We start from the raw sequence: 17,430 nt of genomic DNA on the forward strand, positions 1-17,430 counted from the left end.
GGGAGGGGCGCAGGTCAGGAGCCTGCGCCCCTCCCTCAGTACTCGCTTGTCAGATCAGAACTGCCGAGTGTTGCACTCGATGCAATTCCGCCCAGTTTCAGCTGCAGCCGCTGGTGGAGCCGCAGCCCTCGCAGAGGTAGCAGCTGCCGGCGCGGCGCATCTTGGTGCCGCAGGAGAAGCAGAGCGGGGCGTCGGCGTTGAGGCCGAGCTGGATCTCCATCAACTCCGTGGAGTTGTGGGCCTGCTTCGGGGCCGTCCTGGGCGCCTCGACGGCCGGGGCCGGGACCACGGCCGGCTTGGCGGCGACCGGGGCAACCGGAGCGGACTGGGCGAGCGACTCGGTGTCGAGCTCCTCGGCCTCCAACGGCTCGTACGAGCCCGTCTCCAGGTGGCGCTGGCGCTCCTCGACGGAGTGGATGCCGAGCGCCGAGCGGGTCTCGAACGGCAGGAAGTCGAGCGCCAGGCGGCGGAAGATGTAGTCGACGATCGACTGCGCCATCCGCACGTCCGGGTCGTCGGTCAGGCCGGCCGGCTCGAAGCGCATGTTGGTGAACTTCGAGACGTACGTCTCCAGCGGCACGCCGTACTGGAGGCCGACCGAGACGGCGATGGAGAAGGCGTCCATCATGCCCGCGAGGGTCGAGCCCTGCTTGGACATCTTCAGGAACACCTCGCCCAGACCGTCGTCCGGGTAGGAGTTGGCGGTCATGTAGCCCTCGGCGCCACCGACCGTGAAGGAGGTGGTGATGCCCGGGCGGCCCTTGGGCAGGCGCTTGCGGACCGGGCGGTACTCGACCACCTTCTCGACCGCGACAGGAGCCTCGGCCTGCGCGGCCTTCTCCTCGGAGTCCTTCTTCTTGGCCGACAGCGGCTGGCCAACCTTCGAGTTTTCGCGGTAGATGGCGAGCGCCTTGACGCCCATCTTCCACGCCTCGAAGTAGATCTCCTCGACGTCCTCGACGGTCGCGGCGGCCGGCATGTTCACGGTCTTGGAGATGGCGCCGGAGATCCAGGGCTGGATCGCGGCCATCATCCGCACGTGGCCCATCGGCGAGATGGAGCGCTCGCCCATCGCGCAGTCGAACACCTCGTAGTGCTCGGCCTTCAGGCCGGGCGCGTCCACCACGTTGCCGTGCTCGGCGATGTGGGCGACGACCGCCTCGATCTGCTCGTCCTGGTAGCCGAGGCGCTTGAGGGCGCGCGGGACGGTGCCGTTGACGATCTGCATCGAGCCGCCGCCGACCAGCTTCTTGAACTTGACCAGGGCCAGGTCGGGCTCGACGCCGGTGGTGTCGCAGTCCATCATCAGGCCGATGGTGCCGGTCGGGGCGAGCACCGAGGCCTGGGCATTGCGGAAGCCGTTCTGCGCTCCGACGCGCAGCACGTCCTGCCAGGCCTTGTTGGCGGCCAGCCAGACCGGGGCGTCCAGGTCGTCGTGGGAGACGGCGTCCAGCGAGGCGTCGGCGTGCTGCTTCATGACCTGCTGGTGCGGGGCCGCGTTGCGGGCGTAGCCGTCGTACGGGCCGACCACGCCGGCGAGTTCGGCGCCGCGGCGGTAGGCGGTGCCGGTCATCAGCGAGGTGATGGCGCCGGCCAGGGCGCGGCCGCCCTCGCTGTCGTAGGCGTGGCCGGTGGCCATCAGCAGGGCGCCGAGGTTGGCGTAGCCGATGCCGAGCTGGCGGTAGGCGCGGGTGGTCTCGCCGATCTTCTCGGTGGGGAAGTCCGCGAAGCAGATGGAGATGTCCATCGCGGTGATGACCAGCTCGACGACCTTGGCGAAGGTCGCCGCGTCGAACGAGTCGTCGTCGCGCAGGAACTTCATCAGGTTCAGCGAGGCGAGGTTGCAGCTGGAGTTGTCCAGGTGCATGTACTCGGAGCAGGGGTTGGACGCGTTGATGCGGCCGGACTCCGGGCAGGTGTGCCAGTGGTTGATGGTGGTGTCGTACTGGATTCCGGGGTCGGCGCAGGCCCAGGCGGCCTCGGCCATCTTGCGGAACAGCTTCTTGGCGTCGACGGTCTCGATGACCTCGCCGGTCATCCGGGCGCGCAGGCCGAATTCGGTGCCGTTCTCGACGGCGGTCATGAATTCGTCGTTGACGCGGACCGAGTTGTTGGCGTTCTGGTACTGGAGGGAGGTGATGTCGTCCCCGCCGAGGTCCATGTCGAAGCCCGCGTCGCGCAGGGCGCGGATCTTCTCCTCCTCCTTCACCTTGGTCTCGATGAAGGCCTCGACGTCCGGGTGGTCCACGTCGAGCACGACCATCTTGGCCGCGCGGCGGGTGGCGCCGCCGGACTTGATGGTGCCGGCCGAGGCGTCGGCGCCGCGCATGAAGGAGACCGGGCCGGAGGCGTTGCCGCCGGAGGAGAGCAGTTCCTTGGAGGAGCGGATCCGGGAGAGGTTGAGGCCGGCGCCGGAGCCGCCCTTGAAGATCATGCCCTCTTCCTTGTACCAGTCGAGGATCGACTCCATGGAGTCGTCGACGGACAGGATGAAGCAGGCGCTGACCTGCTGGGGCTGCTTGGTGCCGACGTTGAACCAGACCGGCGAGTTGAAGCTGAACACCTGGTGGAGGAGGGCGTGCGTCAGCTCGTGCTCGAAGATCTCGGCGTCGTCCTTGGTGGCGAAGTAGCCGTGCTTCTCACCGGCGGCGCGGTAGGTGAGCACCACGCGGTCGATGATCTGCTTCAGGCTCCACTCGCGCTGCGGGGTGCCGACGGCGCCGCGGAAGTACTTGGACGTGACGATGTTGACGGCGTTGACCGACCAGAAGTCGGGGAACTCGACGCCGCGCTGCTCGAAGTTGATCGAGCCGTCGCGCCAGTTGGTCATGACGACGTCACGCCGCTCCCAGCGGACCTCGTCGTACGGGTGCACGCCAGGAGTGGTGTAGATGCGCTCCATCGGGAGGCCGCCCTTCGGCGCCTTGGCGCCCTTGACCGCGGCCTTCTCGGACTTCGACCCGCGCGCGGAACCGCTCGTGGTGTCTGTCACTTCTCGCTCCTCCTCCTGGGCAAACGCCCGAAGTGCCCTGAAAAGTCCGGGCACTGCTGGTTCGTTCTTCCGGTGTGCGGGCAGGCGGAGACCTTGCCTGCTTACGCACGGTTTGTAGTGTTCTGTGCCCAGTTTTCGGGCACGCGTGGGCCCCACGGGGCCGTGGTGGTGCGACGGGGCCCGCCCGGGGCCCGGTGCCGGCGCCCGCTAGGGCGCGGCGGCGGAGACGGACACGGGGGTGTCGTCCGCCTCGGGGGCGCGGGGCCGTTCCACGCGGAGTTCCGCGATGGCGGCCTCGAAGTCCTCAAGTCCGTCGTACGCCTGGTACACGGAGGCGAAGCGCAGGTAGGCGACCACGTCGAGCTCCTTGAGCGGGCCGAGTATGGCCAGCCCCACGTCGTGGGTGGTCAGCTCGGCGTTGCCGCTGGCGCGCACGCACTCCTCGACCCGCTGCCCGAGCTGGGCCAGCGCGTCCTCGGTGACCGGGCGGCCCTGGCAGGCCTTGCGGACGCCGGTGATGACCTTCTGCCGGGAGAACGGCTCGGTGACGCCGCTGCGCTTGATGACCATCAGTGCGGCCGTCTCCACCGTGGTGAAGCGGCGGCCGCAGTCCGGGCACTGCCGACGGCGGCGGATGCAGCTGCCGTCCTCGGTGGTCCGGCTGTCGACAACACGGCTGTCGGAGTGCCGGCAGAAGGGGCAGTGCACCTCGGGATCCCTCCCTGGCAGAACGTTCGGACCTCTTGAGTCTATGCGATGTGCCCCCGGCCTGGGCAAGCCGATCATGCGGGGTGACCACTAGTACTGGGCACGGATGATGACTGTAGCCACTACATCTAGGAGTCCGGGGGAGGTGAGCACCATGGCGTGTCGATGCCGCGACGGCGCCGATTAGACTGCCGGAGTCGAGTTCTGCTCGAACATTTACTCGATGTACAACAAAGCCTTGATCGAGTCAGTCAACTCCCGAATAATTCACTCGAACGTGTGTTTGGCGCAACCTTTCGATAGGAGGCGCGTTGGGCTGGAAAAGGGGAGAGGACAGCCGTCGAGAGGGGCCGCCGTGAACACGATCGAAAGCAACACCATCCCGGTGCAGGAACACTCCCAGGTCAAGGTGGGGCAGCGCACCACGAATCAACAGGGTCTGGACATCAGCATGGACCGTAGCGAAGACCACCGTCTCCCCGGCGCGGCCCTGTCCGGAACGGCCCGCGTTCCGGACCAGCCGATCGAACACTCCGCCGCCCTGGACGACGGCCATCCCTCCCCCGCCCGCGCGATGCCCGGCCGCCCCCCCGGGATCCGCACCGACGAGGCCGGTCTCACCGAGCGCCAGCGCCGGGTGATCGAGGTCATCCGGGATTCCGTCCAGCGCCGCGGCTACCCGCCGTCCATGCGCGAGATCGGCCAGGCCGTCGGCCTGTCCAGCACCTCCTCGGTGGCCCACCAGCTGATGGCCCTGGAACGCAAGGGCTTCCTGCGCCGGGACCCGCACCGCCCGCGCGCCTACGAGGTCCGCGGCGTCGAGGTGGCCCGCCCGAACACCGCCGAGACGGCCGGCCGCCCGTCCACCTCCTACGTCCCGCTGGTCGGCAGGATCGCCGCCGGCGGGCCGATCCTGGCCGAGCAGACGGTCGAGGACGTCTTCCCGCTGCCCCGCCAGCTGGTCGGCGAGGGCGAGCTCTTCGCGCTCACCGTGCGCGGCGACTCGATGATCGAGGCCGCCATCTGCGACGGCGACTGGGTCACCGTGCGCCGCCAGCCGGTCGCCGAGAACGGCGACATCGTGGCCGCGATGATCGACGGCGAGGCCACCGTCAAGCGGCTCAAGCGCGAGGACGGCCGGATCTGGCTGATGCCGCACAACTCGGCGTACGAGCCGATCAACGGCGACAACGCGACCATCCTGGGCAAGGTCGTCGCGGTCCTGCGCCGCCTCTGACTCCTGTGCCGCGACCTACGGCACCGGGAAGGGGCTCCACCGCTCGTGCGGGGAGCCCCTCCGGCATTGCGGCCCGGCAACCCACGGGGCCCCGGGACGCGCGATCCCGGGGCCCGCAAACCCGGAAGCCCGCGGCCCCCGGGCCCGGAACGCCGGGACCGAGGGCCGCGGCCCTCAGCCCCGCTTCACCACCGGCCGCACCGGCGCCGCCGAGGCGTCGATCGCCGCCAGCGAGCGGCGCACCTGGTTACGGTCCGTGGTGTACCAGAACTCGGGCATCGAGGACCGGAAGAAGCTCCCGTACCGCTTGGTCTCCACCCGCGGGTCCAGCACCGCGACCACACCCCGGTCGTCGGCCGCGCGCACCAGCCGGCCCGCGCCCTGCGCCATCAGCAGCGCCGCGTGCGTCGCCGCGACGGCCATGAAGCCGTTCCCGCCGCGCTGCTCGACGTCCTTCTGGCGGGCGCTCATCAGCGGGTCGTCCGGCCGGGGGAACGGGATCCGGTCCATCACGACCAGCTGGCAGGCCGAGCCGGGCACGTCCACGCCCTGCCAGAGCGAGAGCGTGCCGAACAGGCAGGTGGTGGCGTCCGAGGCGAACTCCCGGATCAGCTCGCCCAGGGTGTCCTCGCCCTGCAGCAGGACGCGCTGGTCCAACCGCTCGCGCATCGCCTCGGCGGCCGTCTGGGCGCCCCGCATCGAGGAGAACAGCCCCAGCGTCCGCCCGCCGGCCGCACCGATCAGCTCGGCCAACTCGTCCAGCATGTCCGGCCGTTCGGGGTCGCGCCCGGGGTCGGCGAGGTGCTTGGCGACGTACAGGATGCCCTGCTTGGGGTACTTGAACGGCGAGCCGACGTCGATCCCGCGCCAGTGCGGCACCGCGTCCTCGCCGAAGGCCGGACCGGACTCCGGGTTGTCCCCGGCGGTGCGGACGTCCGGCAGCCGCGTCTCGGAGGGCAGGCCGACGGAGGCGGCGACGCCGTTGAAGTCCCCGCCGAGCTTGAGCGTGGCCGAGGTGAGGACGACCGAGCGCTCCTTGTACAGCCCCTCGCGCAGCAGCCCGGAGACGCTCAGCGGGGCGACCCGCAGCGAGGCGGTGCCCAGCCCGTAGCGGTCGCTGCGCTCGATCCAGACCACGTCGTACTCGGAGTCCTCCAGCAGCCGCTCGGCCGTCTCGTGCAGCGCCTCGGCCGAGGCCATCGCCTGCTTGCGGACGGCGTCCTCGTCGCTGAGCCCCTTGTCCCTGGTCTCGCCCAGCGAGCTGATCACCTGGCGGGAGGCGTCCCGGATCGCGGTGACCGCGTACGCCAGGTACTCGGGCAGTTCCTCGACCCGGCCGGGCTGGGCGGTCTCCATCAGGCCGTGGTAGTTCTCGGCGGCGGCCTGCAGCGCGTCGACCGCCTTCTCGTTGGCCAGCCGCGCGGCCCGCTTGACCGCCCGGTTGACCGCGCCGACGGTCAGCTCGGCGGTGGCCGCGCCGGTGACCCGGTTGACCAGCTCGTGCGCCTCGTCCACGATCAGCAGCCCGTGCTCGGGCAGCACCGGCGCGCCCTCGATCGCGTCGATCGCGAGCATCGCGTGGTTGGTGACCACGACGTCCGCCAGCTTGGCCCGCTCCCGTGCCTTCTCCGCGAAGCACTCCTGCCCGTACGGGCAGCGGGTGGCTCCGAGGCACTCCTTGGAGGTGACCGACAGCTGGGCCCAGGCCTTGTCGGAGACGCCGGGGCTGAGGTCGTCGCGGTCCCCGGTGTCCGTCTCGTCGGCCCAGTCGCGCAGCCGCAGCACGTCCTTGCCGAGCTTCCCGGTGGGCCCGCCGAGCGCGTCCACCGGGTCGAACAGGCCCTCGCCCTCTTCGCTCGGGGTGCCCTCGTTGGCCCGGTGCAGGCACAGGTAGTTGGAGCGGCCCTTGAGCATCGCGAACAGCGGCCGGCGGCGCAGCACGGGGTGCAGCGCCTCGACGGTGCGCGGCAAGTCCCGTTCCACCAGCTGGCGTTGCAGTGCCAGGGTGGCCGTGGCGACGACCACGCGGTCGCCGTGGGCGAGTGCGGGCACCAGGTAGGCCAGGGACTTCCCGGTGCCGGTGCCGGCCTGGACGAGCAGGTGCTCGCCGTGGTCGACGGCGTCGGCGACGGCCTCGGCCATCCGGACCTGACCGGGGCGCTCCGCGCCGCCGACGGCCGCCACCGCGGCGTGCAGCAGTTCGGGGATCCGCGAGCGCGGGACGGCGACGGCTTCCTCGGCCTCGTCGCCGAGGGCCGTCGCGGGCTGGGATTCGGAGTCGTTCGTCATGACCCTCCCACCCTACGGGGCGGGGGTGACAATCCGGTCCCGCTGCCCGGGCAGTCGCACCTCCACCGCGACCAGCGCGTTCGGCACGGTCCCGTGCCGGGCGGCGTGCGGGCGGTGCGGGCGGTCCTGGTAGCCGTCCAGCAGCAGCCGGTTGCGGTTGAGGCAGAGCCGGTCGATCCGGGGGCGGAACAGGTCGAACAGCTCGAAGCGCTCGCCCAGCTCGGGGAAGCGGTCCTGGTAGCGCAGCACCTCGGCGCGCAGCAGCGCCCAGAACTCGGTCTCGGGCAGTCCGGTCTGCGCCTCCAGCAGCGGGGCGAGGTAGCGGAAGACGCCGATGAAGAGCCCGGAGTGGATGAACTGGCAGAGTCCCTGCGGGCTCTCCCGCAGCAGCACCTCGGCGACCTCGGCGGGCAGTGCGCGCAGTTCGGGCAGGCTCTGCGCGCTGAGGTTGACGTCGTCCACGAAGTCCTTGACCGCGAGCCGGACCGGCGCATCGGACGGGTCGAAGACCACGATGGCGTTCTCGCCGTGCGGGGAGAAGACCAGCCCGTAGCGGTAGAGGAAGTGCAGCAGCGGCGGCATCGTCGCGGCGAACAGCCGGGCGGTCCAGTCGCCGGGGAGCAGGCCGGAGCGGTCGATCAGCTCGGCGGCGAGCGCCCGCCCGTCGGAGCCGGTCTGCAGCAGCGCGGCCAGGGTGCGGGCCCGCTCGCCGCCGTCCAGGAAGGGGCCGAGCGGCTGGCGCCAGATCGCGCCGAGCAGCTCCTTGTACTGGTACGGAGCCTCGGGCAGCTCGCGGTAGAGCGGGTGGTCGACGGTGACGGAGGCGATCTCGCCGAGCAGGATCACCCGGCACTCGTCGCGCAGGTACGGGTCGGTGTCGCGCAGCCCGAGCAGCCAGGCAGTGACGGCGGGCGCGGCCAGCGTGCGCTCGACCGGCAGGCCGCGCCAGACCAGGGTGTTCAGGACGGACAGCGGCAGCTTGACGGTGCAGCGCTCGGGGTGGGCGGTGTTGAAGAAGGAGCGGATGGACTGCTGGGGCAGCCGTGGGTCGCCGTCCGAGGGCAGCGGGACGATCTCGCCGGAGGCGATCCAGGGGGCGAACAGCGGCAGGACCGTCTCGTCCCACTGCCAGGGGTGGACGGGCAGCAGCAGGTAGTCCCCGGCGTCCGGGCCGAGCGCGGCACGCAGCGCGTCGACGTCGTCCAGCTCGCGGGCGTACAGCTGCTCGGGCCGTTCCAGGCCGGGCACCCCGCGGTACTCGGCGAGCCGGCGGTGGACGGCGATCCAGGGCAGCGGGCGGGGGCTGCGGGCCTCCGGGGCCCAGCGGGCGGCGTCGGTGCCGGAGAAGCCGATCCGGCCCTTGTTGGGCACGATCCAGGGGTGGCCGGTCTGCCGGCCCTCCAGGGCGGCGTGGTCGAGGTCGGCGAGTTCGGCGGCGGTCAGCGCGGTGGCGAGCTGGCGGGCGTCGGCGGTCAGGGTGGCGCAGAGCTCGCGGATCAGGTGGCCGGTGGTCTCGCCGCGCATGCCGAGGGTCTGCCGGGCGTACGGGAGGAAGCGCAGCGGGTCCAGGCCGTCCGGGCGGGTGCAGCGGACGGACTCGGGGTCGACCTGCCAGCTGTCGTAGGCGCCGCGCCGGGCGGTGAAGCGGTACTCGGCCTCGGGCAGCTCCAACCGGTACTCGCCGGGCGCCTCGCCGGGGACGGGCCGGAGCAGGTCCTCGTAGGCGAACTCGCCCAGCATCTTGGCCAGCAGGGCCCGGCCGGCCCGCTGCCAGTGCCCGGCGGTGAGGTGCGGGGGCAGGTGGAGCGGCGGTTCAGCGGCCGACGGTTGCGGCACGGGTCAACTCCTGGGGGCGGGGGACGACGGTGGTCCGGTGGTGGGACGCGGGGTCGGCGGCGGGTACGGGTGGTGCGAAGCCGGTCCAGGCGGTGCGGTCGGGCAGCCGGTGGACGGTGCGCCCGGTGACGGCGTTGAGGATCACGGCGGCCCGGTGGGCGCCGAGTCCGAGGTCGGGGGTGCCGACGCCGTGGGTGTGGAGTTCGGCGTTCTGGACGTACAGCCCGCCGGTGAGTTCGGGGCGGGTGGCGACCCGGTGGTCCAGGTCGACCCGGTAGCGCCCGGCCTCGTCCCAGTCGATCAGCTCGGCGAGCGGTTCGAGGGCGGCCGGGCGGGCCGCCCGGTAGCCGGTGGCGAGCACCAGGGCGTCGGTGCGCAGCAGGTGCTCGGCGCCGGAGTCGGTGTGCCGGCAGTGCAGTTCGAGGCCGCCGCAGGGGCCCGGTCGGGCGGCGGTGACGGCGGTGCCGGGGGTGATCTCGACCGGGGCGGTGCCGATCGGGCGGCCGATGGTGCGCTCGTAGAGGTGGTCGTGGATCTCGGCGAGGGTCTCGGCGCTGGCGGCCTTGTGCAGCTGCCACTGGGCGGCGACCAGCGCGTCCCGGACGGGGGCGGGCAGGCTGTGGAAGTAGCGGGTGTAGTCGGGGGTGAAGTGCTCCAGGCCGAGCTTGGAGTACTCCATGGGGGCGAGCGCCCTGGTGCGGGTGAGCCAGCGCAGCCGGACGCCGTCGCCCTCGTGGCGCCGGAGCAGGTCGAGGAAGACCTCGGCGCCGGACTGTCCGCTGCCGATCACGGTGATGTCCCGGGCGCCGGCCAGGTCGGCGCGGCGGTCCAGATACTCGGCGGAGTGGAAGGCGTGCGGGTGGCCGGCCAGCGCGGCGAAGGCCTCGGGGAGGACCGGCCGGGTGCCGACGCCGAGGGCGAGGTTGCGGGCCCTGACCTCGGAGCGCCGGCCGGTCGCGGTGTCGGTCAGCTCGGCGCGGTACCAGGGCGCGTCCCAGTGCAGGGCGGTGACCTCGGTGCCGAAGCGGCAGCCGGCCAGCCGTTCGGCGGCCCAGCGGCAGTAGTGGTCGTACTCGCGGCGCGGCAGCTGGAAGCGCTCGGCGAAGTAGAACGGGTAGAGCCGGTCCTGGTCGCGCAGGTAGTTGAGGAAGGACCACGGGCTGGTCGGGTCGACCAGGGAGACCAGGTCGGCGAGGAACGGCACCTGCATCCGGGCCCCGTCCACCAGCATCCCGTGGTGCCAGCGGAACTCCGGGCGCTGGTCGCAGAAGAGGGTGCGCAGGCCGGGGACGGGCTCGGCGAGCGCGGCGAGCGAGAGGTTGAACGGGCCGATGCCGACGCCGAGCAGGTCGTACGCGGGGGGTGTCGAGGTGTCCACAGGGGTTTCCTAGGCGGGGAGTTGGGCCTGCGCGGCGGGCCCGTCGGCCCCGTCGCGGACCATCAGGGCGGCGCGCTTGCCGGGCAGGTCGAGTTCGGCGGCGGCTCGGAATCCGGCCCGTTCGAAGGCCCGGACGGACCGCCGGTTGCGGACGTCCGGCTCGGCCACCACCCGTTCGCAGCGCGGATTCCCACGAAGAATCAATTCTGCGAGGGCGGCGAGGAGGACGGCGCCCAGCCCTCGGCCGCGGCTGGCGGCGGGGCCGAGCAGCAGGTGCACGCCGGTGTCGTACGGCCGGGCGGGGTAGTGCGCGGCGAGCGGGTCGAGGTCGGCGCGGTAGACCTCCCAGTAGCTCATCGGCTCGCCGTCGAGCAGGCCGAGGCAGGGCAGGCTCCGGCCGTCGCCGTCCTGCTGGGCCCGGACGTGCCGTTCGGTGACCTCCGGCGGCCCGGCGAGCTCCCAGAAGGCGTCGACCTCCGGGTCGTTCATCCAGCCGGTGAGCAGCGCCAGGTCGGCGGGCAGCAGCACCGGGCCGAGCCGGAACTCGCCCGCCGGAGTGGACACCGGGCCGAGCCGGAACTCGCCCGCCGGGGCGGGCACCGGTGCCCGCCCGGGCAGCTCGTGCGGCATCAGGCGCCCGCCACCGGGTTGGGGATGTCCACGTACACGGACTGGCTGGCGACCGGACCGACCAGCTCGTCCATGCCGTTGATCCGGGTGAGCAGGTTGGCCTTGCAGGGCAGTGTGGGCGCGTCCAGCAGCAGGGCGGGCAGCGCCGAGCCGGTGGCGGCGGCCCGCGGACCGGCCAGGAACCGGCGCAGCGCCGCCAGCAGCACCGTTTCGTCGGCGAGCCGCTGGGAGCCGAAGGCGCCGATCAGGCCGAGCACGTGGTTGATGCCGAGGTAGTAGGCGAAGTGGTGGTCGATCACCTCGTCCGGCAGGAAGGTGTCGCTGTCCGTGCCGAGCCCGGGCAGCCGGGCAGCGAGCGTGCCGGCGGCGCTCTCCCGGTAGTAGTAGCCCTGGTTGTCGCGGTAGCGGCCGCCGCACGGCCAGCCCTCGGCGTCCAGCAGCACGAGGCTGTTCTGCTGGTGCGCCTCCAGGGCGATGCCGCCCCGGCCGTCCAGCCAGAGGATGGGCAGCACGACCGCGTCCAGGTAGCGCAGGAACCATTCGGCGGCCACCGTCCGCAGCGGGCGGGCGCAGCGCAGGGCCAGCGCCCGCAGGAGGTCGCCGAGCCGGGAGGGCACGGTGTCGCCGCCGCCGAGCGGTTGTTCGGCGACCAGCCCGGCGACGCACAGCGCGCGGTCGGTGGGTGCGAAGGGCTGGGCGCGCAGCACGGTGTCCAGGCCGTTGGGGTCGCCGAGGTCGGGGTGGTCGACGCCGATCCAGGCGGGGTCGCGGACGATGTCGAAGCCGGGGTGGGCGGCCCGCCACTCGGCGGCCAGCCCGCTCTCCAGCAGCCGGTGCATCTCCAGGCCGCGGTGCAGTTCCTTGCGCAGGTTCTCCCGGCGGGAGTTGGTGATCCGCAGGCCGAGCGAGAGCTTGAGCATCCACGGGGTGCCGGGCCGGTAGACGGTGCGCACCGAGGAGGTGGGGTACCAGGGTTCGCCGGCCGGGCCGAGGTCGTGCAGCAGCCCGTCGGCGAGCAGGGCGGCGACGGCCGGGCGGTGGGCGAGTTCGCGGGCCTGCCAGGGGTGCAGCGGGACGGCGGCGGTGCCGGGCGGCAGCGCCGGGCCGCCGTCGAGCAGGCCGGCGGTGAGCTGCTCGGCGCTCTCGGCGACGGCGGAGCCGGCCGCGAGCAGTTCGCGGTCCACCGCGTACCAGTGCAGTTGGAAGGAGCCGTGCAGTTCGGGCGAGTAGGCGGCGCTCTGGGCGGGGCCGAGGCCGTCGCGGCTCTTGGGCGTGGGGTGCAGCGGGTGGCCGAGCAGCAGGGACTGTTCGGCGGCGAGGAAGTGCGAGCGCTCCGGCCCGCCGGGTACGGCGGCGGTGCGGCGGTGGGCGAGGATCTCGGCGGTGCGCACGACCGAGTCGGCGACCCGGCCGGCCAGGTCGGCGACCTGCCCGGGGTCGGGCCGTTCGGCGGCCGCGGCGGCGAGCAGCGCGGCGGCGGTGACGGCGTCCACCGGGGCCTCGGCGCCGCCCTCGCCGGCCGCGAGGGTGGCGGGGCCGAAGCGGTGCCAGCCGCCGGGCGACCAGTAGCGGACCGGGGCGGTGAGCCGGGCGGCCCCGCCGAGGACGGCGATCCGCAGTCGGCCGTCCGGGCCGGGCCGGGCTCCGGTCTCCCGCGTCCAGCAGCGCAGCAGGGCCTCCAGTCCGGCCTGTTCGGCGGCGACGGCCGGGTCGGGGTGCAGCAGCAGGTCGTGTCCGAAGGCCCGTGCCGCGGTGGGCGGCGGTACGGGCGGGGCTCCGGTGAGGGCGGTGCTCAAGGCTGCTCCTTGGGGCGCGTGGGGGTGCGGACGCGCACTGTGGTGGAGGGGATCGGCGGGCACTCGCACCGTCGCGTCAGGTAAGGGTTACCTATCCATGACGGGTGATCACAAGGAGCGCTCACTCGTCCGGGTGAGAATCGGCGATTGTGCACATTCGGGACCGGATGCCCTGCTGGGCCGGTGCACCGGCCGGGCCCGGATCACGGATCGGTGACCTCCGGCCGGCGCCGCAACCCGGGGGGCGGGCACCGCCGTCCTCCTGTGCGATGGAAGACTCCACGACGGCGGACCGCCGCACCGCGAACCGGCCGGGCACCCACCGCCCCGGTGTGCGGCCGCCCACCGCGGCACCGTCCGGCGAGCCGGGACCACCCGGTGACCCGGCACCGCCCAGCACCCACCGCCCGAGCACAGGGGGAAGCGCACAGATGCCAACGATCCACCGGTCAGCCCTGGCCGCCGCCCTGGCCGCGGGCACCCTGCTCGCCGTGAGCGCCTGCGGACCCGACGGCCCGGCGGGCGTCGGGACCAGCCCCGCGCCGCCGCCCTCCTCCGCGGCGGCCCAGGCCGCGGGCGCGGGCGGGGCGATCGGCGGAATCACCCTCCCGTCCGGGCTGCCGACCAGCCTGCTGGAGGGACTGCCCAGGAGCTGGGACGACCTGAAGAAGTGGAAGTTCGAGGACTGGGACAAGTGGGCGTCCACGCACGTCTTCAACAACCCGGTGGTGAAGGACTTCTGGGACCCGGACAAGATGGGCGACTCCAAGCCCGCCGAGCCGGCCCCGCCCGCCGCCAAGCCCGCCCCCGCCACCCCCGCACCGTCCACCGACGACGGCGTGACCGACCCCGAGCCCCCGGTGGTCAAGGCCCTGGCGGTGCCCCGCCCGTACACGAAGCAGCCCTCCGGAAAGGTGTTCTTCTCCGCCCAGGGCGGCCGCGGCAACTGCTCGGCGACGGTGATCACCGACCCGCAGCACCCGGGGAAGAGCAACCTGGTCTGGACGGCCGGCCACTGCGTGCACGAGGGCAAGGGCGGCAACTTCTTCAAGGACCTGGTCTTCGTGCCCGCCTACAACAACTCGGGCGCCTCCAGCGGCGGCAAGCGGGCCCCACTGTCCGAGCTGGCCCCGCTGGGCACCTGGTGGGCCGACCAGGTCACCGCCTCGCCGCAGTGGATGGTCGAGGGCGGCGGCAGCGGCGACGCCGCCAATCAGTACGACTTCGCGGTGATGCGCGTGCGCAACCAGAACGACACCGGCAAGTCCCTGGAGGAGACGGTCGGTTCGGCCGTTCCGGTCTGGTTCGACGCGCCGCGCGACCAGCTCAGGGTCTCGGCCGTCGGCTACCCGCTCGTCAAGCCGTTCGACGGCCAGGAGTTGTACAAGTGCGACGGCGGCAAGCCGACCCGGCTCTCCTTCGACGCCAAGCGCCCGACGATGCTGACCATCGGCTGCACCATGACCCAGGGCGCAAGTGGCGGCGGCTGGTTCGCCACCATGCCCGACGGCAGGACCGCCCTGGTCAGCAACACCTCGATCGGCACCCAGGAGCACACCTCGCTGAGCGGCCCCTACCTGGAGGCGGTCGCCCGGCAGGCACTGGACTGGATCTCGAAGAAGAAGTAGCAGCCGTACGCGGGAAGCAGCCGCCGGGGGGCGGCACGGGACCACCAGCACAGCACGGGGGACGAGCCAGCATGCCGACAACCACCAGCCGGCGGCGCCGGGCCAGGGCGGCCGGCGCCGCGCTGCTCGCCGCGCTCGCGCTGGGCGCCGCCGGGTGCGGCCCGGACGGCCCGGCCCGGCCCGCCACCGCGCCCCTCGCCCTGCCCCGCTCCGCGCCCACCAGCCTGGGCGACCTGACCGGCTGGAAGGTGGAGGACTGGGATCGCTACGTCGCCGACAGCGCCTTCGCCGGCGACGCGGCGCCCGGTTTCTGGACGGCCGCCCGGATGGACACCGCCAAGCCCCGGCCCACCCCGGAGTACTCCCTGACCGCCCCCGCGGCGGCCGGTGTCGAACAGGACGCCGCGCCGGCCGCCGTCCCGGCCCAGCCGCTGCCGCACCCGTACGCCCAGGCCGGCGCGGTGGTCGGCCGGCTCTTCATGACCACGCCGCAGGGCGACGCGGCCTGCTCCGCCACCGTGGTCTCCGACCCGGTCAACCCCGGCCGCAGCAACCTCGTCTACACCGCCGCGCACTGCCTGCACGACGGCAAGGGCGGCGGCTGGCTGAAGAACCTGGTGTTCGTCCCGGCCTTCAACCGGGACGGCCGGGTGGTCCACGGCAAGCCGAACCCGGACCAGCAGGCCGCCCCGTACGGCCGGTGGACGGCGGTGCGCGCGCTGGTCTCGCCGACCTGGCGCCAGGAGAGCGGCGTCGGTGCCCGCAACCAGTACGACTACGGCGTGCTGCGGGTGCGCGGCGAGGACGGCTCCGGCCGGTCCCTGGAGGAGACGGTCGGCGGCTCGGTGCCGATCTGGTTCAACGCCCCGCGCGAGCAGATCACCGCGGCCGCCGCCTACGGCTACCCGGCCGAGCGGCCGTTCGACGGCCTGGAGCTCGAACGCTGCGACTCCCCGGCCGCGCCCGGGCGGCTCTCCTTCGACCGGACCCGCCCGCCGATGTACGTGATCGGCTGCTCCATGACGGCCGGCGCCTCCGGCGGCGGCTGGTTCGTCATCAGGGACGGCAAGCCCAACCTGATCAGCGTCGGCGCGGTCGGCAACCGCAACCCGGCCGGCTACCAGGCCGGGCCCTCCCTGCACGACCAGGCGAAGCAGGCCTTCGACTACTTCGCCAAGAACGTCCGGTAGCCCCCGCGGGGCACGGGAAGGGCCCCGGGACGGCGAACCGTCCCGGGGCCCTTCGTTCGCTCCGGCCTCAGCCCTGCAGGGCCACCGCGAAGTACTCCAGCTCGGCGGCCAGCTCGGCCTGCACCTTGGCGTGCAGCAGGGTGCCCTCGCCGGTGTGCTCGGCGGAGAGCAGCTCCCCCTCGGCGTGCACCCGGGAGACCAGCGCGCCCTGGGTGTAGGGCACCAGGGCCCGCACCTCGACCGCCGGACGCGGCAGCTCGTCGTCGATGAGCTGCAGCAGTTCCTCGATCCCCGCGCCGCTGCGGGCCGACACCACGATGGCGTGCGGCTCGCGGCGCAGCAGGCGCTGGAGCACGTGCGGATCGGCGGCGTCCGCCTTGTTGATCACCACGATCTCCGGCACGTTCTGCGCGTCGACCGAGACGATGACCTCGCGGACGGCGGCCAGCTGCGTCTCCGGCTCGGGGTGCGAGCCGTCCACCACGTGCAGGATGAGGTCGGCGTCGGCGACCTCCTCCATGGTCGAGCGGAAGGCCTCGACCAGGTGGTGCGGCAGGTGCCGGACGAAGCCGACGGTGTCCGCCAGGGTGTAGAGCCGCCCGCTCGGGGTCTCGGCCCGGCGCACGGTCGGGTCCAGGGTGGCGAACAGCGAGTTCTCCACCAGGACGCCCGCACCGGTGAGCCGGTTGAGCAGCGAGGACTTGCCGGCGTTGGTGTACCCGGCGATGGCCACGGACGGCACCTGGTGGCGCTTGCGCTCCTGGCGCTTGGTGTCGCGGCCCTTCTTCATGTCGGCGATCTCCTTGCGGAGCTTCGCCATCTTCTCGCGGATCCGGCGCCGGTCGGTCTCGATCTTGGTCTCACCGGGACCACGGGTGGCCATGCCGCCGCCCGAGGTGCCGGAGCCACCGCCACCCATCTGCCGGGACAGCGACTGGCCCCAGCCGCGCAGGCGCGGCAGCATGTACTGCATCTGCGCGAGCGAGACCTGCGCCTTGCCCTCCCGGGACTTGGCGTGCTGGGCGAAGATGTCCAGGATCAGGGCCGTCCGGTCGACGACCTTGACCTTGACCACGTCCTCCAGGTGGATCAGCTGGCCGGGGGTGAGCTCACCGTCGCAGACGACGGTGTCGGCGCCGCTGGCGGCCACGATGTCGCGCAGTTCCTTCGCCTTGCCGGAGCCGATGTAGGTGGCCGCGTCGGGCTTGTCGCGGCGCTGGATGACGCCGTCCAGCACCTGGGAGCCGGCCGTCTCGGCGAGCGCGGCGAGCTCGGCCATCGAGTTCTCCGCCTCCTCCAGCGTGCCGTCCGTCCAGACGCCGACGAGCACCACGCGCTCCAGGCGGAGCTGGCGGTACTCGACCTCGGTGACGTCTTCGAGTTCGGTGGAGAGGCCGGCGACACGGCGCAGGGCGGCTCGCTCGCTGCGGTCGTACTGGTCGCCGTCGTAGTGGTGGCCGAGGTCCTCGTCGATGGCCGCGAGGTCCTCGTCCATGAGGGCTTCCGCCCGCCGACCGTCGAGGCGGCGCGGAGCGTCGGCGTGGTCGCGGGTGTCGAACGTGGAGGTCATTCTGTCCTTTGGCTCGCTGGTACGGGTGGCCTTCGGGGACCGCTTCCGCGCTCCCGTACGGAGTCTGCCCAGCTGCCGCCCCGGTTACCGTCCGGGCGGGGGTGAGCTGCCCCTCGGGTCCTCGGATGAGACCCGGGCTCCTGTGCCCGGACAACGCCGTGGACCGGCCGTGAATT

The 17,430-nt window shown here is 72.8% G+C and carries 11 protein-coding genes; 3 read left to right on the top strand and 8 right to left on the bottom strand.

Translation table 11 applies throughout. The features are described 5' to 3' along the window. Positions 1 to 97: 97 nt before the first annotated feature. Positions 98 to 2,992, bottom strand: a complete 2,895-nt coding sequence (locus tag ACFVUY_RS33860; RefSeq protein ID WP_387736140.1) for a vitamin B12-dependent ribonucleotide reductase — start codon at positions 2,990 to 2,992, stop codon at positions 98 to 100. A gap of 207 nt (positions 2,993 to 3,199) precedes the next feature. After that, positions 3,200 to 3,700, bottom strand: a complete 501-nt coding sequence (gene nrdR, locus ACFVUY_RS33865) for a transcriptional regulator NrdR (protein ID WP_359907050.1) — start codon at positions 3,698 to 3,700, stop codon at positions 3,200 to 3,202. 451 nt (positions 3,701 to 4,151) lie between these two features. Here nrdR and lexA point away from each other — a divergent pair, with 451 nt between their 5' ends. After that, a complete protein-coding gene (lexA, locus tag ACFVUY_RS33870) occupies positions 4,152 to 4,937 on the top strand; it encodes a transcriptional repressor LexA (RefSeq protein WP_380350895.1) in 786 nt (261 codons plus the stop codon). 174 nt (positions 4,938 to 5,111) lie between these two features. On the opposite strand, the gene ACFVUY_RS33875 is transcribed toward lexA, so the two are convergent. Genes ACFVUY_RS33875 through ACFVUY_RS33895 form a run of 5 tightly spaced genes read right to left on the bottom strand, consistent with a single transcriptional unit; the run spans position 5,112 to position 12,866 of the window. Next, complete coding sequence (locus tag ACFVUY_RS33875) at positions 5,112 to 7,226, bottom strand: ATP-dependent DNA helicase (protein ID WP_387694083.1); 2,115 nt, start codon at positions 7,224 to 7,226, stop codon at positions 5,112 to 5,114. 12 nt (positions 7,227 to 7,238) lie between these two features. Further along, positions 7,239 to 9,062 (bottom strand): IucA/IucC family protein, encoded by a 1,824-nt coding sequence (locus tag ACFVUY_RS33880; protein WP_387736142.1) that lies wholly within the window; start codon positions 9,060 to 9,062, stop codon positions 7,239 to 7,241. Next, positions 9,040 to 10,440 (bottom strand): lysine N(6)-hydroxylase/L-ornithine N(5)-oxygenase family protein, encoded by a 1,401-nt coding sequence (locus ACFVUY_RS33885; protein ID WP_387736144.1) that lies wholly within the window; start codon positions 10,438 to 10,440, stop codon positions 9,040 to 9,042. Before ACFVUY_RS33885 ends, ACFVUY_RS33880 begins: the two co-directional genes overlap by 23 nt. A 9-nt stretch (positions 10,441 to 10,449) precedes the next feature. Further along, positions 10,450 to 11,178, bottom strand: a complete 729-nt coding sequence (locus ACFVUY_RS33890; RefSeq protein ID WP_387736190.1) for a GNAT family N-acetyltransferase — start codon at positions 11,176 to 11,178, stop codon at positions 10,450 to 10,452. Further along, positions 11,070 to 12,866 carry an IucA/IucC family protein gene (locus ACFVUY_RS33895; protein WP_387694080.1) on the bottom strand — a complete coding sequence of 599 codons (1,797 nt, stop codon included), beginning with the start codon at positions 12,864 to 12,866 and terminating at the stop codon, positions 11,070 to 11,072. The genes ACFVUY_RS33890 and ACFVUY_RS33895 overlap by 109 nt, the downstream gene beginning before the upstream one ends. 431 nt (positions 12,867 to 13,297) lie before the next feature. On the opposite strand from ACFVUY_RS33895, the gene ACFVUY_RS33900 reads away from it, so the two are divergent. After that, positions 13,298 to 14,494 carry a trypsin-like serine peptidase gene (locus ACFVUY_RS33900; protein WP_387694079.1) on the top strand — a complete coding sequence of 399 codons (1,197 nt, stop codon included), beginning with the start codon at positions 13,298 to 13,300 and terminating at the stop codon, positions 14,492 to 14,494. A gap of 71 nt (positions 14,495 to 14,565) precedes the next feature. Continuing rightward, positions 14,566 to 15,684, top strand: coding sequence for a trypsin-like serine peptidase (locus tag ACFVUY_RS33905; RefSeq protein WP_387736146.1), 1,119 nt, complete (start codon positions 14,566 to 14,568; stop codon positions 15,682 to 15,684). A 67-nt stretch (positions 15,685 to 15,751) separates the two neighbouring features. Here ACFVUY_RS33905 and hflX read toward each other — a convergent pair whose 3' ends face one another. Next, on the bottom strand, positions 15,752 to 17,254 hold the full coding sequence (hflX, locus tag ACFVUY_RS33910; RefSeq protein ID WP_387694077.1) for a GTPase HflX: 1,503 nt from the start codon (positions 17,252 to 17,254) through the stop codon (positions 15,752 to 15,754). Positions 17,255 to 17,430: the final 176 nt, after the last annotated feature.

It is taken from the genome of Kitasatospora sp. NPDC058063, assembly GCF_042885395.1.
Classification (GTDB): domain Bacteria; phylum Actinomycetota; class Actinomycetes; order Streptomycetales; family Streptomycetaceae; genus Kitasatospora; species Kitasatospora lactacystinica.